The following is a 21,440-nucleotide window of genomic DNA, read 5'->3' as shown; positions in this document are numbered from 1 at the left end:
GCATTGCCTTTTTTAATTTTGACGACAAACGTATCAACGCAGTTAGCGGTCATCACCGAAGTAGCTGTCCTCTTGCTGAGGTCGGTGCGCGCGTTTGCTTTGACGTTTTTTGCCTTTTTTGCCGTGTGACATATCGTCATCAAAATCGTCGTGGTGGCGAGATTTAAACTTCTCTTTTTGTTGAGAGCCGTGTGTTAACCATTGATCCCACTGTGCCATGGTGGTGCTTTCCTAACGCTTGTTGATTTTTAAGGCTACGTGTAGCCGGATGATTAGGCAGTATGTTGTTGCCTAACAATTTTAAGATAGCCGAAAAATGCCCCACCGACTAGTGAAATTCGCCGCAAACGACCGTTTTTTTAACCGGCGTAAAGCTGACCGTTTGATTCTATTAACTGACTGATTAAATTGCTTTTATCGTTGTTCGTCAGCCAGATAAGGTGAAGAGGATGGGTAAGCGCTTGTACTTTATCAACTAAATGAAGTCGTTTGCTGTCTAGGTACTGTTGAATCGCCAAGGAAGGCAGAAATGCGATGCCGCCATGTGTGAGCAAATAGTTTAACGCTAGGTGGCACGACTGGGTGTGTAACACCGGTGGGCGCTGTAACTGCGCTATTTGGCTTTGTGCACTCGCAAATTGTGTGCCCCAGTCAAGATAGATAAGCGGTAGCTCATCACTCTTATCCAGATGAAGATGAGCGACGTGGCTGACCAACTGTAATTGATAATTGCCAAGGTGATGAGACTGCAGCCCTTCAAGTTTTGGTAACTCTGACGTTAGGCCCGCGTCGATGCGCTTCTCAATTACATGGCGAGCGAGTAATTGCCTTGGCGTTGATTCAGCACGGAGTAGCCAGTCGGTATGGTCTGCACCTATCTGATTTATCCATGCGCTTACGCCATCAAGCTCCCATAACATCGGTGACGCCCCAAATGTTAATTGGCTACTGGCGGCTTGTATGGCACTGACATCGTGTTGCGCACGTTGCCAAGTTTGCAGCATAGTTTCTGCATAGGGAAATAAACGCTCACCTGCTTCTGTGAGGCGAACATTATTGCGCTGACGAATAAACAGTGCGGTACCTAACTGGGTTTCGAGTTGGCGAATACGAAAGCTGACTGCGGATTGGGTCAGATAAAGATTATCCGCCGCATGACCGAAATGGCGGGTCTTGCTGACTTCAATAAATGTACGCAGCAGTTGAATATCCAATACTTATACCCTCGTGACTGGATTTTTAGTATCGAGATAAATAACGCGAAACAGCGATATCGTCAAGGGAGACGACGCGGGCGTTAGGTTGAACTATCGATAACAATCGGGCGGTGAGACGTTAAAGCATGAGGTCCGCGAGTGTGAGCGGGCGATCGGTTAATCCAAGACGCTGAGCAGGCGTGACGTGGGCGTGATCTTGCCAACACAAATTGTGCCAGGCACGGTAAATATCAAGTAACGGCAGTAACCCTCCAGGGCGTAACCGGCGTCGTGGCTCATTAACCAACAGTGCAAATTGCTGATGGAAGTGTTGTTGATATTTCTTCATCGCATCACAGCTTGCATGGGTTAACCAATAGGCTTCTCTGCCCTTATTTTGCCCATGATCGCAAATGGCTTTGCTCCCTGCACCGCTGCGCGTAAACGCCCAGCGATCGCGCCACCAACTGAGTAACACAATATCAATTTTTTCTGGCTCTGAGCCGGGTTGCCAATAAGGATCTTGCTCGACGTAAACATGGCTTACCCGTTTGTCACGAATATCGGCTTCGAAAACGGATAAACAAGCCGAGCGCAATAAGGGCTCCTGCGGAGAAAACACCACAATGTGTTGCCAATGATCAATAAAAGGCTTGAGGTTTAAATAATGGGCATAGGTGGTGTATTGAGGACGAATCAGGGTACCACGATTAGGGTAAATAAAGTGCAACGGCTGGGTGTAAGGGTCTTCCACATTTGAGCGTGAAAACACCTCTCGGTATTTTGCGTCAACGCGACCCAGTAAGCCGTCAGGGCGTGGTGTTGGCTCCGAGCGCTGGCCTGCATTGGTGGTCGCCATAAAGCGGCAAGCGTCTTGATACGGATCATGATGCTCGGTGAGATGGTCATGATCATACGAATGATAGTTGACATCTTGAAGCAAAATATAGCCGCTATGCGCCTCTCCGGTCGCTAGCCATTGTACGCCATTTTCGCTGTTAGGTTGCAGCGGTGCATGAACACTCGCGAGGTGGCCTGTTGAGGTATCAGATAAAAAGCGTGTGTCGTACGCGGCAAGTTTTTGTCGACAACGCGCAGCTATTTGATTCAGGTGATCATAAAAGGTCTTTGGGTTGAGAGAAAGCCGACGACAGATCTCTCGCACGGTATGGCCCGTGAAAAGGAAGGCCAGCAACTTTTGTTGCAGCTCACTCTTTTTGTTAATCCCAGACCAACGGTCGACAAAGGTACTTTGACAGCCTTTACACCGATAACGTTGTCTATCGCCGCTGTAGCCAAAGGCATGGTAACAGTGACGGTAGGTTAAGACTGGCTTACCTAAGTGCTCACAGGCGGGGTTGGTACAGGCACATAGTCCATCTGCATGGAGTTGACGTTGGGCTATCAACTCGGCATGAACTTGCTGGTTGTTGAGCAGAGGAGGAAACGCCCCGCATTCTCGGCATACTAGCGTTGGGCGTGCCGGATTAGAGCGCTGAACCAAATAATCTTGCTCATCCATTGACCCAAAGTTAGGACAGGTCAAGGTTTTACAAAAATTCAGCTGCAATTGACCGGCAGCGGGTGGCAGTTTACCGCTTGGCACGTTTCCTCCAACCCACATTTACAGGTTGATCGCGGTCTCGAGCGAGACAGTCATCATTTCATTAAACGACTTTTGACGCTCATCTGAGCTCAGTGCTTCACCACGAATAATGTGGTCAGACACGGTCAGAATGGTGAGAGCACGCGCGTTTAGCTCTGCAGCGACACCGTAGATACCCGCTGCTTCCATATCAACGGCAAGAATGCCAAGTTTGTCCATTTTGTTGAACAGATCGGCTTCTGGGCTGTAAAAGAGATCCGCAGAGAATACGTTACCAACGCGCACAGAGACGTTTTGTTTACGCGCTTCACCAACGGCAGTTTCCATAAGATGGAAATCACAAATAGCGGCGAAGTCATGATCGGCAAAACGGGTGCGGTTTACCTTTGAGTCGGTGGAAGCGCCTTGTGCAACGATCACGTCCATCAGTTTGACATCATCTTTTACTGCGCCACAGCTGCCGACGCGAATGACATTTTTAACACCGTAATCTTTGATCAGCTCATGGACGTAGATGGAGCACGATGGGATACCCATACCGTGACCCATTACCGATACTTTTTTGCCTTTGTAAGTGCCGGTGTAACCGAACATATTACGGACGTCAGTGACCAGTTCCGCGTTTTCTAGAAAGTTTTCGGCAATGTACTGCGCGCGCAGTGGATCACCTGGCATCAGGACTGTTTCAGCAAATGCGCCGTCTGCAGCGTTAATATGTGGGGTAGCCATAGTGTGCTCCAATTATCTAAAGTTAAGAGAAAAAGCGTTCGATCACGGCTTGATAAGCCATGCCGCCAAGGTAGATACCAACGATGCCCATGATCCCAGAAATCACCGGGGGAGCAGGCAATGGTAACTTGATCGCGCTGAAGAAAAAGCCAACAATGGCGCCAGCGACGACCGCAAGTAAAATTTCGTTCATTATAACCCTCAAACAACTCGTTAGATGCAGTTCAGCTCAATCCGGTACCGAATTTGCGACAGTCTTAGCTGTCTTTAATTATCGTTTCAGTCATACCGCTCGAGATGAGTCTAGTGTATGTAACCAGCGCATATATCCGCGCGATCTTGATCACAACTATATCCATGTTAACCCGTAAACTGGCCAATGATTACTAAATATGTTGATAGTGTCGGTGCAATCGCTTGCGTTGTAACCAAATAGGTCCGATTCGATGGTTTATTCGCGGATAAAAACGGGAAATAGACACAACACTGGCTGATATCTGTCTTTATTTTGCGCAAGATCAAAACAGTTTTAGTAACTGACGCCCTTATCGTGATGGTGTGTTGATCCGGCTTTATCAATAGAGTTATGAATATGAATAATTCTCACTTCTATTCGTGACTTGGCGTTTTAACTGCGTTAGCATGCTGCCATCAATTTTTGCGAGGAAAGGGCTATGCAAGCTTTTCGTTCATTTTTCCAATTCATTCTTTTAACCGTTTCTTTGGTATTAAGTGGTCACGCTGCTGCAAAAACCATCCACCATGCCATGGGCACCGTTGAGATTGACGGTGTGCCGCAGCGTGTGGTTGTGCTTGGGCAAGGCAGCCTCGATGTGCTTGACCGCCTGGGGGTTGAACCTGTAGGCGTGGTGAAATCATTGATGCCAGATTACTTAGCAAAAACTTACCAAGATGATAAGTATGTGGCGGTAGGGACCGTTAAAGAGCCTGATTATGAGGCAATCTTTACGGCAAAACCGGATTTGATCATCGCAGAGGCGCGTATGGCGTCGCTGATGAGTGAATTAGAAGAAATTGCGCCAACCATTATGTTCCAAGCCGATTATGACCATTATTGGCAGAGTGTTCAGCAAAACTGGCGCATGCTGGGTAATGTCTTCGACAAACAAGAAAAAGTGGAAGCCATTATCGACCAGGTAAATACCAAAATTGCACAAACACATGAAAAAGCGGTGGCAGATAACTTCAACGCGCTTATGGTGATGAGCAACGGCAGTAAAGTGGCGATGTTTGGTGAGAAAAGCCGCTTTGGTCTGGTTTTTGACGAGCTGGGACTAAAACCTGCGAAAAGTGATGACGTAGAAGTGGCTGGCTCTCACGGCAACCTGATTTCTTTTGAATACATTGCCGATGCCAATCCAGATGTGTTGCTGGTGCTTGATCGTGAGCAAGCGATTGGTGAGGGACAGGGAAAAGCTAAAGCGCGTTTCGATAACCCATTGGTAAATAAGACACCGGCGCACCAAAATCAACGTATCAGCTACTTAGATCCAACTGCTTGGTATATCACCATGGCTGGGATGACGGCGATGGATAAAATGATCGACGATGTCAATCGCGTACTTTAATCGTTTTTGATGACGCATCGCTTTCTGTATAGATTGCTTTTTTACAGATAAAAGTTGACCCGGGCTTCTCCCGGGTCTTTGTGGTTTCAGACCCAACGGTAGTCGTGTTGTGAAGTATCTTTCTATTCCTATCCTTATGGTGCTGGCGCTATTGTCGATATCTATCGGTGTCGCCCACGTTTCTTTGGATAGTTTGTGGGCCGGTGATTCAGAAGCCTGGACCATTTTTACCACCAGTCGTATTCCGCGCCTGCTGGCTATTTGTCTTGCCGGGGCTGGGCTGAGTGTGGCCGGCCTGATTATGCAGCAGATTTGTCAAAACCGCTTTGCCTCCCCAGATACCACGGGCACCATTGATTGCGCGCTGCTTGGCTATGTGGTTACGCTCGTGGTTTTTAGTGGTGCAAACCAATGGCTTGACCTGACCGTGATTGTCGGTACGGCGATGGCAGGTACTTGGCTATTTGTCCGTTTCTTACAGCGCCTCAAATTTAAAAATACCGTGCTTGTTCCTTTGATCGGGATTATGTACGGCAACGTGGTCTCGTCTCTTACTCAGTTCCTGGCTTACAAATACGATTTGATTCAAACCTTACAAGCGTGGACGGTGGCCAATTTTTCATCGGTGTTGGCGGGGAACTATGAAATCTTGTTTGTTGCCATGCCTGTATGTGCCGTGGCCTATGCCTATGCGAGCCAATTTAGCGCCGCCAGTATTGGAGAAAGCTTCGCCAAGAATATTGGTTTGGATTACCAAAAAGTGGTGCTGTTTGGTGTCATGGTGGTTGCCTTGTTGTCGTCGGCCGTGGTGATGATCGTCGGCGTGATCCCTTTTCTTGGCCTGATTGTGCCGAATGTCGTCTCATTGTTCATGGGCGATAACATTAAGCGTAATTTGCCTTGGACCGCCTTTTGGGGGGTGGTACTGGTCTTAAGTTGCGATATTTTAGGCCGCGTAATTATCTTCCCTTATGAAGTCCCTATTGCCATGATCATTTCGATTTTGGGTGGTGTGGTCTTTATCTACTTAGTGATGAGGGATAAAGCCAATGCGTGATGGACTCAAACTTTCTCTTGTTGCGGTGGGCGTTTTACTGGTCGCCGGTTATTTCTTAGGGCATGGCCTTACCGCGGATAATTATGCTTACTTTCTTTCTAGGCGTACGCCGAAGGTGCTTTCGATTGCGCTGGCAGCGATCGCAATATCGGCCTCTTCATTAGTGTTTCAAACCATCACCAATAATCGAATATTGACGCCCTCAATTCTTGGTTTTGATAGTTTGTACGTCTTATTGCAAACCCTGTTACTGGTGATCTTTGGTTCAACCAGTCTGTTTTTGGTGAATGCCTATTTAAACTTTGCGGTGAGTGTGGCATTGATGACGGTGACGGCGAGCGTGCTATTTACGCTGTATTTTCGTCGGCATCGCGCTAACGTCTATACCTTGCTGTTAATTGGTATCGTACTCGGGAGTGTGTTTGGCAGTGTTAGCCAGTTTTTCACCTTATTAGTTGACCCCAGTGAATTTGCGGTACTTCAAGATGCCATGTTTGCCAGTTTCAATAATGCGAATCGCGATCTGGTGTATATCAGTGTGCCGGTGTTAGGGCTGTGTTTGTTGGCGCTTTACCGCTATGCCAATCAGCTGGATGTTTGCTTACTGGGTGAAGATAATGCCACCAGTTTAGGCGTCGATATGCGCGGACTCACACTGAAGGTGATGGTGATCATCGCCATCATGATTGCGGTATCGACGGCTTTGGTCGGGCCTGTATTGTTCTTTGGTTTGATTGTGGTCAGCCTTGCTCGGCAAATGTTTGTGAGCTATCAGCATCGTTTTTTGATTCTTGCGACCAGTGTATTGGCAGTTTTTTTGTTGTTAACCGGTCAGTATGTTGTTGAGCAGTGGTTCGGGTTTGAAACCACTGTCAGTGTGATTATTAACTTTGTTGGTGGAAGCTATTTCTTGTACCTGCTAACGAAAAACAAGTTTTAACCATTATGATTGAATTAATTGGATTGTCGAAAGCCTACGGGCAAACCCAGGTGGTAAATCAGGCCAGTGCGTTGTTCCCACCGGGTAAAGTGACCGCGATAATTGGTCCAAATGGTGCGGGGAAAAGTACGCTGCTCTCTATGGCGAGTCGACTCACTGACAGTGATGCAGGTGAAGTCTTGATTGGCGATAAACCGCTCAGTGAATGGAGCAATGAGGCATTAGCAAAAAGGCTGGCGGTGTTGCGGCAGGCGAATAATGTCAATATGCGCTTTCGTGTTCGTGAGCTCGTGGCATTTGGTCGTTTTCCCCACTCTAAAGGGCGACTGACTGCAGATGATGATACGGTGATTGATGAAGCGTTAGCTCAATTAGGGTTAACGGAGTTACAAGACCGCTTTATTGATCAATTAAGTGGGGGCCAACGGCAGATGGCATTCATCGCGATGGTGGTGGCACAAAACACCGATTATATCTTTCTCGATGAACCGCTTAATAATCTCGATATTCGTCACTCGGTGGCGATCATGAAGACGGTCAGAGACCTGGCACATCGATATAACAAGGCCGTGGTGGTCGTGATGCACGATATTAACTTTAGCGCTTGTTATGCGGACAATATGGTCGCGATGAAAGATGGTGAAGTGGTATCGAGCGGTCCCGTTGATGAGGTGGTGACCAAGCCAGTGATGGAGCGTATTTACGAGATTGAGTTTGAGGTTGAACAAATCAATGGTCAGCGTATTTGCCTCTATTATGGCGCGGCAACACCGGCGTTAGCCTTGGCACAGTAAACTGTATCCAGCCGCAAGAGCGGCTGGATACATCGTCACTAGTGTGATTTAGCGGTACTCGAGGTCTTGTTGCTGGTGGTCGGCGCTCGCGTCAGCCACCAGCTTGCCAATGAGCCGAGTGTCACCATCGCCACGCCTTGCCAGAAGGAGAGCGTCAGCTCGGTCGACAAGAGAATCGCTGATAAAAACGTTGATAGGATCGGGATAAAATAAGACAAGGTTGCTAAGAACACCAAATTGCCCTTAAGAATACCAAGGTTCCACAGCCCGTAACCTCCTCCCATTGCCGCACCGGCCACGAGCACATAAACTGCCTCCGACCAAGAACCGGAAAGCGCAGGCGCATCAGAGAGTGCAAAACCGACCCAGAGTGTGATGGCCGTTGCTATAAAGAACCACGTGATGCCGTTTTTTCCCTGCGCACTCATGCGGGTCAGATTACAATATATGGCCCAAATGATGGCGCCACTGAAAGCCAGGATATAGCTCAATGGGTTTGAGTGAATATTGGCGACTAAATGATGCCAAGAAACCCCCTGTTTGCCGCCTACTGTCCAGATAACGCCTAAAAATGCGATCATTAAGGCAGGATAAAGCCAAAGGCTGACTTTTTGGCGAGTAATAAGCACGGAAAAGAAGACGGTTAAGCACGGCCACAAATAGTTAATGACGCCCATTTCGATCGCTTGTGTGCGCGTATTAGCCCATGCTAGGGATAACGACAAGCATAATTCGTAGACCACGAATAACACGCCGCCGACAATTAAGTAGCGACGTGGAAAATCGCTGAGTTTGGGCGTACCGACAAAAACCACTAAGCAGAGCGCCGCGATAGTATAAATGGCGGCAGCGCCACCTACAGGGCCAAGTAATTCGGTCACGTGGCGGATCAATGCGACATTGCTGCTCCACAGTAGGATTGCACCACACCCTGCAAGCGTGTATTGATTCATAACAGGCAGTCCAAGCAAAAAGCTTAAATTGCCTATCTTTTCGGCGTCTCGCAACCCTATTCAGCATCTTTTTGTTTGTTCGATACTTTGTTGGCAAGCAAGGTATCAAGTGGCGTGGGATAGTCGATTAAAAACCCTTGCACATAATGAATGCCGATCTCTTGTACGCGCGCGAGTTTTTCTTCATCAGACACCCACTCCGCGACAGTTTTATACCCCATGGTGTCACAGATACTGACGATAGATTCGAGGATCACTCGGTCAATGTCGTTTTCGTTATCGGTGAGGTTGGCAACGAACTGGCCATCCACTTTCACGACATCAACGTTAAAGAGTTTCAAGTAATGGAAAGAACATAGGCCGGCGCCAAAATCATCTAGTGCGATGTGAGCCCCATAGGCGCGTAACTCATCGATAAATGAAACGGCGGTATTTAAGTGGCTAATTAAGGCTGACTCTGTGATCTCGAAGCACAAGCGCTCAGCGGGAAAGACGGATGAGGCTAACAGGGCTTTCAAATGTGTTTGGAACTTGGGATCGCTGATTGAGTGCGCGGAGAGGTTGAGATTAAATTTAAGGCCAGAGTCGGCCAATTCTTGGGCGCGAGTATTGAGCACATAGTTGGCCACCCACGCATCAATGTCACGAATGTAACCAAAGGTCTCTGCGGCGGGGATAAATTGCCCCGGATTCATGATATTGCCATCCGTGTCAATCATCCGCACTAATAGTTCATACCAGTGTTCAATGGTTGGTCCTTTCGCGGGAGCGACTTGTTGACCATACAGGGTAAATCGATCCTCAGCCAATGCGCGGGTAATTTTTCCGACCATTTGCATATCGTTGTGGCGGCCTTGGGCGAAGCCTGATATATCGTTATAGTCGACGATTTGTCCACGGCCCGCTGACTTCGCTTCATACATGGCAACGTCAGCGCGGCTCATTAAGTCGGACAGAGTTAAGGCGTCATCACCGATATTGACTAAGCCGACACTGGCACTGATGGCGAAAATCCGCTCTTCATAAGAAAAAGATAGATTCTCGAGCCGACTGATTAAATCGGCAATTGTCTGTTTGGCATCCCGCATATTGCAGTGTGTGAGGAGGACTGCAAATTCGTCGCCGCCGAGTCGTGCAACGGTGTCATCACTGCGAATGTTATCAGCCAATGCTTGAGACACTTGGCAGAGAACATCGTCGCCCGCATGGTGGCCGACAGAATCGTTGATGATTTTGAACAGGTCGAGATCGACAAAGGCAAGTACCGACGGGGTATCGTCATGGTGTTGTGTAAGGTGCCTTTCCATGATGGTTTCAAAGGCCCGGCGGTTCGGTAAATGTGTCAGTGGATCGTGGTTAGCGTTGTAGTCGAGTTGCGCCATTAACGCATGTTCTTCAGACACATCACGTAAAATATACACATAGCCTTGATGACTGGTTAACGGCGATACTGCCAAGGAGACATAGACGCGCTCCCCATTGGCTAACACAAGCTGGTAGGCATCTTTTATCTGTGTTTCAAAAAAGGTCGCGGTTTGATTTTCATGTAAACTCGAAAGCAGCACGCGCTGTTGTTGACGATACAGTTGGAAAATGTCGTCGATGGTTTGTCCAAGGGGCCGATCCTCACCATTGAGAGTCAGTCGCTGTGCCGTATGGTTGAGATAGGCTAAATGACCTTGGTCGTCGGTGGTGATTACGGCATCGTTGATGGAATTCATCACTACGTTTAATTGTTCGCGCTCCTGGGCAAGGGTTTGGTTGAGTTCATTTATTTCAGTATTGTCCCAGTTGGCGCCAATCAATCGTATGGTATTGCCGCTATCATCGATTTGTACACTGGCAAGGGCACGCAGGTAACGCGTTCGACCGTGAGTATCGAGAATCCGGAATTGGGTATCGATACGTTGTTGATATTTGAGGGCTTTGCCGAGTATACGCTTGACCCTATCGGCATCATCTGGATGGAGGCGATGTTGCCAAGTGGCCAATGTTTCTTTACCGTCAGAGACGGGTATATCGTAGAGCGCATACATCTGCGCATCCCATTCGAGCGTGTCGTCTGCGACGTTGTACTCCCAAATACCAATGTTAGCCGCTTTGGTCGCGGCTTCAAGGCGGCGGCGTAAGGTATCGGTTTGTTGGTTGGCTAGGTGCTGTTCGGTGACATCGATTACCGTACTTAGCACGGTTTCTGTCTCTTCACCGGTTTGTCGCGCCGACGCTTGCCGTAGATATCGGTAATCTCCCTGATCATTTTGAAAGCGAAATACTTCGATCATACGATCAGTACGCCCTTCAACCAGCAGGCGCATGGCTTGCTCCCAGCCGTGTAAATCGTCTGGATGGATTCGGGCGGTCCAGGCTTGGTAGGTTTGGATGCTTTTTGCACTGATCCCCAATAGTGGCGCTGACCAACCTGAAAACAGAATAACGCCAGTATGAACGTTCAATTCAAATACGGCGAGTTTGTTGATATCTAAAGCAAAACGCCAACGTTCTAGCCAGCGTTTTTGCTCTCTCTGTGCCGCTTTCAGTGCATTAATGTCTTCGACTTGGCTGATGAGATGCGTCACATGGCCGGCATGTTTGTCACGGACCGCAGTGACAGAGAGCCTTCCCCATACTTGCTCCCCATCCGCGCGCAGGAAGCGCTTCTCCAGCCGTTTATTATCGGTATGACCCATGATCAGTTCATTAAAATAGTCTTTTAATGCCGCTTGATCTTGCTCGCGGGTAAAAATAGAAACATGGGAGCCAAGCAATACACGCGGTTCACAGGCAAAAAACTGCGCAAGGCTCGCGTTAGCGTCTTGAACGATGCCGCGAGGGTCGAGTATGGCCATACCAATAAGGGAGTTATGCATCGCTTGGGTTAATAACGCATGTTGCTCCAGATGATGCTTTTGATGACGTCGATAGCTATATGCGAATTGTGTCATTATCACCCCGACCATCATGGCGGCACCAGCCATCGCCATGCGAGACAGTGAGGCTTTTTGATCCGCTTCTACTTGAAATGTCAGTGCACCGAGGGCGGATAAAATGTCAAAGCTTAGTAATGTTAACGCGATACAGCCTAAACCAATCAGACGACTTTGCAGTGTTGCCGCCAACAAAAACAGCGCTGTGAGCGCCAAAAACGGGTGAGGTGAAAGATATAACAACAGGCTGATTGTACTGATCGCGGCCAAGCACAGGGCTATCAAGGCGATCCAAAACGTGCTCGATTTCGCAAGTCGATCATTAGGTCGTTCGCTGAGGTTCTCTTTGACGACTAACAAGAGAGGAAATAGGGCGACAAAACCGACAAATTCGCTAATAAACCACCGAAGTACTAAGTAATCGAACGGTTGATGGGTTCCTATTGACTGAACACTGGCACCGAGTGTCGCACCAAATAGAGGGCTGATGATAAGTGTGGGCGCTAAACCTCGAATAAAGGGCCACATACTCTCGAACGGGTTACCGTAACGTTTGTACGTTAATCGGTAAATGGTGCAACCTAATCCGGCGGTTGCAGTGTTGACAGCCGCCATGCTGGCACTGAGTGAAGCGGGAATCCCCATCATGGTATCGGCATAAAAGACGCCGGTGAAAAAGCCTGCGGCTGCGACAAGCCTCACGTAGCCTGAAAAGCAGCTAAACCCGAATGCGCCGGCAGCCGATACGTACCAAATCACGGCGAATTGTTCGCTTTCTGGCAGCACCGCTAATGAGAACCATACCAGCGAAAAGCTCATCGTGACTAAAATAAAAAAGGCCTGAATCGATTGGCGAATTCGTCGATGGGGGATCATGGTTCTCTCATTAATAACAATAATCTAGGGAGAGCTTAGCGCATTTTGCGTGGGATTTAATCACGTTTGTGGTAATTATCATACAAAGACACTCTCGATGTTTATGAGTCGCATTTATTTTTGTATCGCAACTGCGTCGCAACAGTTAATCCCCAAGATGTTAGACATACGGCTTTAGTCTAAATTTGATCGTGTTCACCGCGATGACCCAAAAAATATGGCATCTGTAATGGACCAAGGCTGAAAGTCTCTCGGTATTAGCAGGTGTCTGTAACCGTTAGGTTTTTAGCGTACTGAGTGTGCTAATCCGTTCCAAAGATAAGGATTATAGGTGGAAAATGACAAGGATCGTAGTGGATAACAAAATGGGATTTTGGGTCGCATTTGGCGTCGTTTGTGCGCTGTCTATATTTGGAGGATGGGTTGTAGTATCGGCGCAATTTACATGGGTTGTGTTGATATTGGCCTGTCAAGCTGTGGGCATAGGTCTTGCCGTAAAGCTCTATCTGTTCCCGCGACACGAGCAAGAATCTGCAGTTGAAAACGCTACACTAGACATTCCTACTGAAACCGTTGGACGATTAGCAACGCGTGCCACAATGAACGCGATGACGGCCGCAGAAGTCTCGCATCGCTCTGACATTTTAACGGCTCGTTTGACAGAGCAGTTTTCTGCGGTGGTAGAGATTACCGATAAAGCGCAACATATTGAGCAAACTCTTTCGCGTGCTTGCCAAGTCGAGACTGAATCGGTTGAGCAAGTGACTCGTATGCGGGATCTTAGTCAGCAGGGTGTAAATGAACTGACCGCATCCATTGCTGAGATGCGAGATATTAACCAAAAAACCGCCGAAACGGTTGCGCGAATTGAAGCTCTGGACGCCAACGTCAATAAAGTCAGTGCCGTCGCACAAGTTATTGATGATATCGCCGAACAAACAAACTTGCTGGCATTAAATGCCGCAATAGAAGCCGCTCGAGCTGGTGAGCAGGGGCGTGGTTTTGCGGTGGTGGCTGATGAAGTACGACAGCTTGCGCAGCGGACTTCACAGAGCACAAGTGAAGTCGCGACAATCATAAAACACATTATGGCAGAGTCGAGTAATGTGATGGCACATATTCAAGCCTTGTCATCCGATGTCGAGTCAGGCACTGAAAATGTTGAGCGTGTCGGGTACATTTTAACCGAGCTTTCTTCGGGAGCCGATCAGGTTGAAGAAGCGGTAAAAGAGATAGCCCATGGGTCATCACAGAATAGCGCCAGTTTAGAGCAAATTGCATCCGCGCTGGTACAGGTCCGATCTGGACTTGAAATCAGTGATGAGCAAGTCACGGTCTTGAGTGAAGAAGCCGAGGGATTAATGGATACCGCAGAAAAAACCAATGCGGTTTTTGCTGAGCTCTCCGATGCTAGCCCTCATCAGCGTTTTTTCAAAGCGGCGAGTGTATGTCGAGATCGGATTGAAGCGGCTTTTGAACAGGCCCTTGCGAAGGGCGAGATTAGTCCTTCCGATTTGTTTGACCGCCACTATCAACCCATTGCCAATACGCATCCACAAAAATACACCACCCGTTTCGATACGTTTTGTGATCGATTATTACCGCCGATTCAAGAGCCTATTTTGGACATCGATGACAATATTGTTTACGTGATAGCCAATGACACGAACGGTTATGTTCCCACGCATAATCAACGTTTTTGTCAGCCATTAACCGGTGATTATGCGCAAGATATCACCGGTAACCGGACTAAACGCTTATTTGATGACCGTACAGGTAGGCGTTGTGGGCAACATACTGATACCATGCTGCTGCAAACCTATAAGCGCGATACCGGTGAAGTCATGCATGACCTTTCTGTCCCGCTCTTTGTTGCAGGTAAACATTGGGGCGCAGTGAGAATGGGATACTACCCACCGGTATCAGCAGAATGAGCGAAAAGGAGTAGCAATGAATCCAGTTGCGATTGTAACCGGGGCAAGTGGCGGCATTGGCCGCGAGACGGCGAAGTTATTGGCACAGCGTGGTTATGCCATTTGCATCAACTATTTGAGCAACAGTGAATCTGCTTTTGCGCTTGTTGATGAACTTCAAGCGATTGGAGTAAACGCGATCGCCGTTCAGGCCGATGTGTCGAGTGAAGAAGGTGTCAAGCGGTTGTTCAGTGAAGCGGATAACCGCTTAGGGAATATCACCGCATTGGTGAATAATGCCGGTATCATGTTGCCGCAATCGTCTGTCAGCGGTATGGATGCGGAGCGGATCAACGCGATGTTTCAAGCCAATGTTACCAGTGCCTTTTTGTGCTGCCGAGAGGCGGTGCATCGCATGGCGCAATCTCGTGGTGGTAACGGCGGCGCTATCGTTAATGTTTCCTCCGCAGCGGTTAAAACCGGATCACCCAATGAATACGTTGATTATGCCGCGACCAAAGCCGCATTAGACACACTGACTATGGGGCTAGCGAAAGAAGTGGGCCGTGAAGGGATTCGTGTCAACGCAGTGCGCCCAGGTCCAATTGATACCAATATGCATGCGGCAGGAGGAGAGCCTGATCGTGTCGCGCGTGTGGCTGATAATATCCCGCTTGGTCGTGGGGGGTCGACGCTGGAAGTAGCAGAAATGATTGCTTGGCTGCTGTCAGATAATGCATCTTATTCGACGGGTAGTTTATTTGATGTTGCTGGTGGCATGTAGTCTGCCGTATTTCGATGATACCACCGCGCGTTATGTCGCGCGGTGGTAATCTATATCGTAACGACCGTTGTTTGGCACCCTGCTATGAGCGGTTAAAAGCCGATACTGGTACCGACACTCACGGAGCTCGTTTCGGCATCGCCGCGATCGGCATAGGTGAGCTCAAAGTTCATTTTAGGTCCGACGGTCGGTTGTAACTCAAAGCCAACCGTTCCGCTGGCGCCCCAACCGATGTCTTTATCCGTCCCAAATTCGGTTTGATAGTAGTTTCCCCCACCACGCAGGTAGACACTGCCGATCGTCATAGGGAAGTTAACTTGTACGCCAACGGGAATATAGGTGGACGTCAACGTTGTTTCTGTACCATTGGCGTTATCAAAGTCGGCACTGGTTTCACCATACCCTGAATACAGGCTGGTATAATCGGTCAGCCGCCACGTGCCATTCACTTCCCAGGTGTGACCTGTCTCTGTTTGAGATCCGTATTTAACATCGGTAACACTGGCGCTAGCGCCGATACTGAGTGGCGATGTTTGGGCCTGTGCTGCTGTGGCGAGTAACATGCCCGCACAAAGCGTAGCAAGCGATAAGCGTTTGGTCATAATAACAATCCTTTTGGCCGAGATTCGCCTGACGTGTTTTCTCATTATAAAACGGTAACGGCGAGCAGACACCAAGCTTGAGTAATATTTGCGCTGTAGCGCTAGGTCATATTAAAGAATCTGCGCAATTGATTTTAACTCCCCGCCAGCAGTGCTATTGTATTGCCCCTTGTGTACCAGCATGACGCCATGCGTGTTTGTTTCTCAAAGGGCTTTAAACATGAAATTTGCAGTTCTCGATCAAGCGATTTACGACCACCTTTACCGTGATATTGAAGCCTTTCGAATCACGTTTGACTTGCCTTGTAACGATCCAACCTCATTAGACGACAAAGCAGATGATCTTCATACGGCATTGGCGGTTGAGGAGATGACCGAACTGGCTGAGGCTGACTCACTGGTTGAACAAGTTGATGCTATCGTCGACAGTGTTTATGTCCTCATGGGACGCGCCGTACAGATGGGGTCGCGCGGGTATCGTGATCAACTTGAAGTCAGTTATATGGTTGATATTTTATTGCAAATTGCTAATCGACTCGGGATCGATTTCATAACCTGTTGGGACGAAGTGCATAGCAGTAATATGAGTAAAGTTTGCCGCGATGCGCAGGCGTTCGCGGACACCCAAGCCTACTATGAGAAAAAAGGCATTGAGGTTGTGGCAAGCCCCAAAGATGACGGGATTATTGCCAAATGTGCAACAGATGTGACGGTTGACGGTAAATTGATTCGTCAAGGCAAGGTCATGAAGTCCGTGTACTATCGCCCAGCAGATCTTGCAAAATGTGTAATGGCCGAATTGGCTTAAATTCACGCGATATACGCTAGCATAACGCCGCTTTTTCTATAAAAAGCGGCGTTTTTTCGTCATGGGCTCAGAGCTCATTTATCACACGCCTACTTAAATTGAGTAAAAGCTCTCCATTGAGCCTATTGTGCAGGCTTGTCATTAAAGTTTTGCAAAAGTGTCTTGTTTTCTTACAAAGATTGCTTCTCATTTCATCTATAATTTTGCCTTTAGTCCTGATTTGGGTCTAAGTTAAAAGCTTGTGAGTCCTCTAAAGTAGGCAGCACATTTTTTAGTGTAACTGCTCTATGTGTTGAACGCCTCACGTGGAGCGGCTCACGCTTTCGTTATAAATCTAGGGAGAACATCGTGGAACATCCTTTCTCACTTGAAGGTAAAGTCGGCATTGTGGCGGGCCTGGCGAATGAAAATAGCATTGCCTTTGGCTGCGCCCAAGCGTTACACCAAGCAGGCGCAGACGTACTGGTGACGTATGGGTCACCTAAGGCAGAGCGCTTTGTCACCCCCCTGAAGCCGTCAATGGGGGATCCTGAAATGATGTTGTGTGATGTGCAAGATGACCACCAATTGGATGCGCTATTTGCGCGTGCCAAAGAAAAATGGGGGCGGATTGATTTTGTTGTTCACTCGATCGCGTTTGCGCCGTTAGATGATTTACACGGTCGGGTGGTGGATTGCTCTCGAGAAGGCTTTTCGCTCGCGATGGATATTTCCTGCCATTCGTTCATTCGCATGGCTAAGCGGGCAGAGCCTCTTATGTCAGCTGGGGGCACACTATTTAACATGTCGTACTATGGCGCAGAAAAAGCCGTGGATAATTACAACTTGATGGGACCGGTTAAAGCCGCGCTCGAATCGACCACGCGCTATCTCGCCGCTGAACTTGGGCCGCAAGGTATCCGTGTTCATGCCATTTCTCCAGGCCCAATTCGTACGCGTGCCGCCTCTGGATTAAAAGAATTTGAAGCGTTGGCGGTAGACGGTGAAACGCGATCGCCGTTACGTCGACTGGCAACGGTACAGGATGTGGGGAATGCGGTTGTTTACCTTACCGCTGATGCAGGGTGTGTACTGACAGGGCTAACGCACTACGTCGACGCCGGTCATCATCTTCGTTTTTAAATCAGCGTATTTTTCGACGTTATAGACGATTAAGGAGCTTACTATGACAGGGACACATAACGAGGAGGTCATCGAGAATAAGACGTACGATGAAATTTCAATCGGTGATGAGGCGTTTTTAGAAAAACGTTTAACCATGGAGGACATTAAGCTTTTTGCGATAATGTCCGGTGATGTCAATCCTGCTCATGTGGATGATGACTTTGCCAAAAGCAGCCGTTTCCAAGAGATTATTGCCCATGGCATGTGGGGCGGCGCATTGATATCAACGGTGCTCGGTACCAAGTTACCCGGGCCTGGGACGGTTTATTTAGGCCAAACGTTAGCCTTTAAAGCACCGGTCATGCTTGGCGACGTACTTCGAGTAATCGTACGCGTCGACCAAATGGACGATAAACGCCATCATATTGTGTTTGCCTGTCGCTGCGAAAATCAACGCGGCGATACCGTCATCGAAGGCGAAGCACGCGTATTAGCCCCCACTAAAAAAGTAAGCCGTCAACGGACAGTCATGCCAGAAGTGCGCTTGTCTGAGCGCGGGCAGTTACACGCGATTCTTACCGCAGCGGATCATCCTGATCCCATGCATACGGCGGTTGTCCACCCCGTTGATGACAGTTCTATTCGTGGCGCGGTTGCGTCGGCAAAACAGCAACTAATCATTCCAACGCTGGTGGGGCCAAGAGATAAAATTCTCGCCGCTGCAGACACCGCCGAAGTGGATATTCAGGACTTCGAAATTGTCGATACTCCGCATAGTCACGCGGCTGCAGAGCGCGCCGTGCAAATGGCACGAGCGGGTCAAATTGAAGCATTAATGAAAGGCGCGTTGCATACTGACGAACTGTTGCACGAGGTTGTCAAACGTGAGGGAGGATTGCGTACTGAACGTTGTTTAAGCCATGTAATGGCATTCGATGTTCCGACCTATCCAAGACCGTTATTTATTACCGATGCTGCGATCAATATTTACCCAGGGCTCGCGCAAAAGCGCGATATCATTCAAAACGCGATTGAGCTGGCGCATGCGATCGGGAACGCCCATCCGCGAGTGGCCATATTGTCAGCCGTTGAAACGATTAATCCGAAGTTGAATGCGACGATTGATGCTGCCGCGCTGTGCAAAATGGCTGAACGTGGTCAGATCACGGGTGGGATCCTTGATGGCCCACTGGCCTTTGATAGTGCCGTTTCTGAGGACTCGCGTGCAACAAAAGGTATTGAGTCGCCAGTGGCAGGGCGTGCTGATATCTTGATGGCTCCCGATCTAGAAGCGGCCAATATGCTGATGAAACAACTCAGCTATCTTGCCGATGCCAAAGGCGCTGGTGTCGTGGTGGGCGCAAGAGTGCCCATTATGTTAACCAGTCGAGCCGATGATGCTTTAACGCGAATAGCGTCAAGCGCGCTAGCGTTATTACTGGCGGACTATCAACGAAAATCGCTCGATAAGTCGCGTGTCTAGTGGATGATGAAAAATATACTCGTAATCAATAGTGGTTCGTCGAGCCTAAAGTTTGCGTTGTTCGACGCTGGCGCAATGTCTAATTCTGACAACACGGATCAGCAAGTCTGTGTATTTCGGGGGCAGTTCTCTGGACTAGGGACAGAACGAACCGCGGTGATCATGCATGCCGGGAATCATGCCTATGCCACTGCTCCGGCTGAGGCCAACGATCATCAGGCGGCTATTATATCGTTACTCGATTGGTTAGGGCAGCATAATGTGCTCGAACGCCTCATTGCGGTCGGACATCGTGTGGTTCATGGGGGGATGCACTATGATTGTGCCACCCGCCTGGACCCGGATAAAGTGACGCTACTGGACGCATTGACGTCTTTGGCGCCATTGCATCAACCTTATAGCCTCGCACCCATTCGAGCGCTAGACGAGCGATTGCCAGGTACGCCTCAAATTGCCTGCTTCGATACCGCCTTTCATGCGAAACAGCCTTTAGAGGCTCGCCAATTTGCGTTGCCTTATGCGATGTACGATCGCGGCTTTCAACGGTACGGTTTTCATGGGCTTTCCTATGATTATATTTGCCGTTGCTTACCTTCCATGATTCCTAATTATGATCCCCAAGCACGTGTGATTGTGGCCCACTTGGGTAACGGTGCCAGCTTATGTGCGATCCAAGCAGGACAGAGTATTGCATCGACCATGGGGTTTACAGCGCTAGAAGGGTTACCCATGGGGACGCGCTGTGGCGCAATTGATGCCGGATTGGTTTTACACCTCATCGGTGAAGAAGGAATGACGGTCGCTGAGGTAAGCAAACTCCTTTATAAGGAGTCTGGCCTGTTAGGCTTGTCTGGGATCAGCAGTGATATGCAAACATTATTACGTAGTGATAAACCCAGAGCCCAGCAGGCGATCGACCATTATTGTTATCGTATCGCCCGAGAGATCGGGAGTTTGATTGCCGCCTTGGGAGGACTCGATCATTTGGTGTTTACGGCGGGTGTTGGCGAGCATGCAGCACCCGTACGAGACAGTGTCGTGCACCAATGTGGTTGGCTTGGCATCAGGTTAGATGCATCGGCGAATCAACTGAACCAAATCTGTATCTCAGCCGCTGACAGTGAGGTGGGCGTTTGGGTGATCCCGACCGATGAAGAACGCGTGATCGCGATGGATTGCGTAGCGATGATCGATATGGAATAGCCACGAACAATCGTTAGTCAGTGCGACTAGCTTTGCGGCTATGGTTATCTATAATCTCTGTTATCTCTCCCGATGCGACCAGTTGTTTCAACGCATCGGTAAGCTGTTTTTTTAAATGCGAATTTGATGACGTTTTGCTTAGGACAATGTAACTTTCAAGGGCTTCGGAGTAGGTCAAAGGCTGCTTTTCAAGCACATCGTTTTGATCGAACTTCGCCACCATGTAGTCAATTTGATGACTTTCGCCAATCACCACACTTGCACGTTGATTGATTAATTGTTTAATCGCAAAGTCTATTTGACTAACAGGGCGTTTAGTAATATTCGAGTCGTTATCAAAATCGGATGTAAAGCTGGCGCCTCGTTCGAGTGACACTGAGTAAGAGTACAAATCAGATTGATGTTTAATCGATATCATACTGCCTTTGTGAGTATAGAAAGCGTATATGAGATTGGTTCGATAAGGCGGCGAAAGATAATAAAGATAGCGCTCTCTAGAGGCTCGCTTCAGTACATTTGTCGCGATATCTGCTTTACCCGTTTCTAACAAACGCAGACATCGTTTCCATGCACATTGAACGGTTTCTACATCAACAGCGATCTTGTTCGCTAAAGCATTAACCACATCAACATCAATACCTTGGTAGGGATACTCACTGGTATCACTCCATGGTGGCCAATGCGGTATTGCATATATAATGGTTTTATTTTCAGTGGCATAAGTGCATGCACTAAATGCGATGGTGATAAAAAATGCATGAATGAGACAGCGTCGCATAAGGCTCTTCCGAGTGACCACTTTTGAAGAGTGTAGCAGGGGCTACAGAGACTGCGATTCTGATTGTTCGTAAAAAATGTGATATTCCATACAAAGTTATC

Annotated in this window: 19 protein-coding genes; 10 read left to right on the top strand and 9 right to left on the bottom strand. The window is 48.5% G+C overall.

Annotation, left to right across the window (positions count from 1 at the left end; translation table 11 throughout):
* Positions 1–42: 42 nt before the first annotated feature.
* The 5 genes from BZG80_RS15885 to BZG80_RS08425 form a co-directional block, all read right to left on the bottom strand.
* The gene (locus tag BZG80_RS15885) at positions 43–219 is read right to left on the bottom strand and encodes a hypothetical protein (protein ID WP_158011535.1); all 177 of its coding nucleotides are present in this window, start codon (positions 217–219) and stop codon (positions 43–45) included.
* Positions 220–359: 140 nt separating this feature from the next.
* Entirely contained in the window at positions 360–1,214 is an 855-nt protein-coding gene (hdfR, locus tag BZG80_RS08440) for an HTH-type transcriptional regulator HdfR (protein WP_077679124.1), read from the bottom strand.
* 121 nt (positions 1,215–1,335) lie between these two features.
* Entirely contained in the window at positions 1,336–2,802 is a 1,467-nt protein-coding gene (locus tag BZG80_RS08435) for a lactate dehydrogenase (RefSeq protein ID WP_028569712.1), read from the bottom strand.
* An 18-nt stretch (positions 2,803–2,820) separates the two neighbouring features.
* On the bottom strand, positions 2,821–3,531 hold the full coding sequence (gene deoD, locus BZG80_RS08430; RefSeq protein ID WP_077460852.1) for a purine-nucleoside phosphorylase: 711 nt from the start codon (positions 3,529–3,531) through the stop codon (positions 2,821–2,823).
* A gap of 22 nt (positions 3,532–3,553) precedes the next feature.
* The gene (locus BZG80_RS08425) at positions 3,554–3,724 is read right to left on the bottom strand and encodes a XapX domain-containing protein (protein WP_021023774.1); all 171 of its coding nucleotides are present in this window, start codon (positions 3,722–3,724) and stop codon (positions 3,554–3,556) included.
* A gap of 481 nt (positions 3,725–4,205) precedes the next feature.
* On the opposite strand from BZG80_RS08425, the gene BZG80_RS08420 reads away from it, so the two are divergent.
* From BZG80_RS08420 to BZG80_RS08405, 4 genes are all read left to right on the top strand, one after another.
* Positions 4,206–5,120, top strand: coding sequence for a siderophore ABC transporter substrate-binding protein (locus BZG80_RS08420; protein ID WP_021023773.1), 915 nt, complete (start codon positions 4,206–4,208; stop codon positions 5,118–5,120).
* A 136-nt stretch (positions 5,121–5,256) separates the two neighbouring features.
* On the top strand, positions 5,257–6,177 hold the full coding sequence (locus tag BZG80_RS08415) for an ABC transporter permease (protein WP_025744503.1): 921 nt from the start codon (positions 5,257–5,259) through the stop codon (positions 6,175–6,177).
* Positions 6,170–7,117: an iron chelate uptake ABC transporter family permease subunit gene (locus BZG80_RS08410; RefSeq protein WP_021023771.1), complete on the top strand. Its 948-nt coding sequence runs from the start codon at positions 6,170–6,172 to the stop codon at positions 7,115–7,117. Before BZG80_RS08415 ends, BZG80_RS08410 begins: the two co-directional genes overlap by 8 nt.
* A 5-nt stretch (positions 7,118–7,122) precedes the next feature.
* The gene (locus BZG80_RS08405; protein WP_077460853.1) at positions 7,123–7,911 is read left to right on the top strand and encodes an iron ABC transporter ATP-binding protein; all 789 of its coding nucleotides are present in this window, start codon (positions 7,123–7,125) and stop codon (positions 7,909–7,911) included.
* A 38-nt stretch (positions 7,912–7,949) separates the two neighbouring features.
* On the opposite strand, the gene yddG is transcribed toward BZG80_RS08405, so the two are convergent.
* Together yddG and BZG80_RS08395 are read right to left on the bottom strand one after the other, a co-directional pair.
* Positions 7,950–8,864: an aromatic amino acid DMT transporter YddG gene (gene yddG, locus BZG80_RS08400; RefSeq protein ID WP_077460854.1), complete on the bottom strand. Its 915-nt coding sequence runs from the start codon at positions 8,862–8,864 to the stop codon at positions 7,950–7,952.
* Positions 8,865–8,920: 56 nt separating this feature from the next.
* Positions 8,921–12,664: an EAL domain-containing protein gene (locus BZG80_RS08395; protein WP_077679123.1), complete on the bottom strand. Its 3,744-nt coding sequence runs from the start codon at positions 12,662–12,664 to the stop codon at positions 8,921–8,923.
* A 338-nt stretch (positions 12,665–13,002) separates the two neighbouring features.
* On the opposite strand from BZG80_RS08395, the gene BZG80_RS08390 reads away from it, so the two are divergent.
* Positions 13,003–14,598 carry a methyl-accepting chemotaxis protein gene (locus BZG80_RS08390; RefSeq protein WP_077679122.1) on the top strand — a complete coding sequence of 532 codons (1,596 nt, stop codon included), beginning with the start codon at positions 13,003–13,005 and terminating at the stop codon, positions 14,596–14,598.
* Positions 14,599–14,614: 16 nt separating this feature from the next.
* Positions 14,615–15,361 (top strand): SDR family oxidoreductase, encoded by a 747-nt coding sequence (locus BZG80_RS08385; RefSeq protein ID WP_021023766.1) that lies wholly within the window; start codon positions 14,615–14,617, stop codon positions 15,359–15,361.
* A 92-nt stretch (positions 15,362–15,453) separates the two neighbouring features.
* Here the strand turns inward: BZG80_RS08385 and BZG80_RS08380 are convergent, their stop codons facing one another.
* Positions 15,454–15,963, bottom strand: a complete 510-nt coding sequence (locus BZG80_RS08380) for an outer membrane beta-barrel protein (protein WP_021023765.1) — start codon at positions 15,961–15,963, stop codon at positions 15,454–15,456.
* Between the two features lie 220 nt (positions 15,964–16,183).
* Here BZG80_RS08380 and BZG80_RS08375 point away from each other — a divergent pair, with 220 nt between their 5' ends.
* The 4 genes from BZG80_RS08375 to BZG80_RS08360 all read left to right on the top strand — a co-directional run bounded on the left by BZG80_RS08375 (position 16,184) and on the right by BZG80_RS08360 (position 20,561).
* Positions 16,184–16,771, top strand: a complete 588-nt coding sequence (locus tag BZG80_RS08375) for a nucleoside triphosphate pyrophosphohydrolase family protein (protein ID WP_021023764.1) — start codon at positions 16,184–16,186, stop codon at positions 16,769–16,771.
* A 348-nt stretch (positions 16,772–17,119) separates the two neighbouring features.
* Complete coding sequence (fabI, locus tag BZG80_RS08370) at positions 17,120–17,893, top strand: enoyl-ACP reductase FabI (protein WP_021023763.1); 774 nt, start codon at positions 17,120–17,122, stop codon at positions 17,891–17,893.
* A 43-nt stretch (positions 17,894–17,936) separates the two neighbouring features.
* Positions 17,937–19,358, top strand: coding sequence for a bifunctional enoyl-CoA hydratase/phosphate acetyltransferase (locus BZG80_RS08365; RefSeq protein WP_077669872.1), 1,422 nt, complete (start codon positions 17,937–17,939; stop codon positions 19,356–19,358).
* Between the two features lie 3 nt (positions 19,359–19,361).
* Positions 19,362–20,561, top strand: coding sequence for an acetate/propionate family kinase (locus BZG80_RS08360; RefSeq protein WP_077679121.1), 1,200 nt, complete (start codon positions 19,362–19,364; stop codon positions 20,559–20,561).
* Positions 20,562–20,574: 13 nt separating this feature from the next.
* Here the strand turns inward: BZG80_RS08360 and BZG80_RS08355 are convergent, their stop codons facing one another.
* On the bottom strand, positions 20,575–21,339 hold the full coding sequence (locus BZG80_RS08355; protein ID WP_077679120.1) for a substrate-binding periplasmic protein: 765 nt from the start codon (positions 21,337–21,339) through the stop codon (positions 20,575–20,577).
* Positions 21,340–21,440 lie beyond the last annotated feature (101 nt).

Origin of the sequence: Salinivibrio sp. MA440 (assembly GCF_001996265.1) — a bacterium.
Lineage (GTDB): Bacteria > Pseudomonadota > Gammaproteobacteria > Enterobacterales > Vibrionaceae > Salinivibrio > Salinivibrio costicola.
This window is presented reverse-complemented; position numbering and strand designations above follow the sequence as displayed.

Excerpts from the sequence above, each read along its gene's own strand:
- BZG80_RS15885 (WP_158011535.1), bottom strand. The coding sequence starts at position 219 with ATGGCACAGTGGGATCAATGGTTAACACACGGCTCTCAACAAAAAGAG.
- deoD (WP_077460852.1), bottom strand. The coding sequence starts at position 3,531 with ATGGCTACCCCACATATTAACGCTGCAGACGGCGCATTTGCTGAAACA.
- BZG80_RS08425 (WP_021023774.1), bottom strand. The coding sequence starts at position 3,724 with ATGAACGAAATTTTACTTGCGGTCGTCGCTGGCGCCATTGTTGGCTTT.
- BZG80_RS08420 (WP_021023773.1), top strand. The coding sequence starts at position 4,206 with ATGCAAGCTTTTCGTTCATTTTTCCAATTCATTCTTTTAACCGTTTCT.
- BZG80_RS08415 (WP_025744503.1), top strand. The coding sequence starts at position 5,257 with ATGGTGCTGGCGCTATTGTCGATATCTATCGGTGTCGCCCACGTTTCT.
- BZG80_RS08410 (WP_021023771.1), top strand. The coding sequence starts at position 6,170 with ATGCGTGATGGACTCAAACTTTCTCTTGTTGCGGTGGGCGTTTTACTG.
- BZG80_RS08405 (WP_077460853.1), top strand. The coding sequence starts at position 7,123 with ATGATTGAATTAATTGGATTGTCGAAAGCCTACGGGCAAACCCAGGTG.
- yddG (WP_077460854.1), bottom strand. The coding sequence starts at position 8,864 with ATGAATCAATACACGCTTGCAGGGTGTGGTGCAATCCTACTGTGGAGC.
- BZG80_RS08395 (WP_077679123.1), bottom strand. The coding sequence starts at position 12,664 with ATGATCCCCCATCGACGAATTCGCCAATCGATTCAGGCCTTTTTTATT.
- BZG80_RS08390 (WP_077679122.1), top strand. The coding sequence starts at position 13,003 with ATGACAAGGATCGTAGTGGATAACAAAATGGGATTTTGGGTCGCATTT.
- BZG80_RS08385 (WP_021023766.1), top strand. The coding sequence starts at position 14,615 with ATGAATCCAGTTGCGATTGTAACCGGGGCAAGTGGCGGCATTGGCCGC.
- BZG80_RS08380 (WP_021023765.1), bottom strand. The coding sequence starts at position 15,963 with ATGACCAAACGCTTATCGCTTGCTACGCTTTGTGCGGGCATGTTACTC.
- BZG80_RS08375 (WP_021023764.1), top strand. The coding sequence starts at position 16,184 with ATGAAATTTGCAGTTCTCGATCAAGCGATTTACGACCACCTTTACCGT.
- BZG80_RS08365 (WP_077669872.1), top strand. The coding sequence starts at position 17,937 with ATGACAGGGACACATAACGAGGAGGTCATCGAGAATAAGACGTACGAT.
- BZG80_RS08360 (WP_077679121.1), top strand. The coding sequence starts at position 19,362 with ATGATGAAAAATATACTCGTAATCAATAGTGGTTCGTCGAGCCTAAAG.
- BZG80_RS08355 (WP_077679120.1), bottom strand. The coding sequence starts at position 21,339 with ATGCGACGCTGTCTCATTCATGCATTTTTTATCACCATCGCATTTAGT.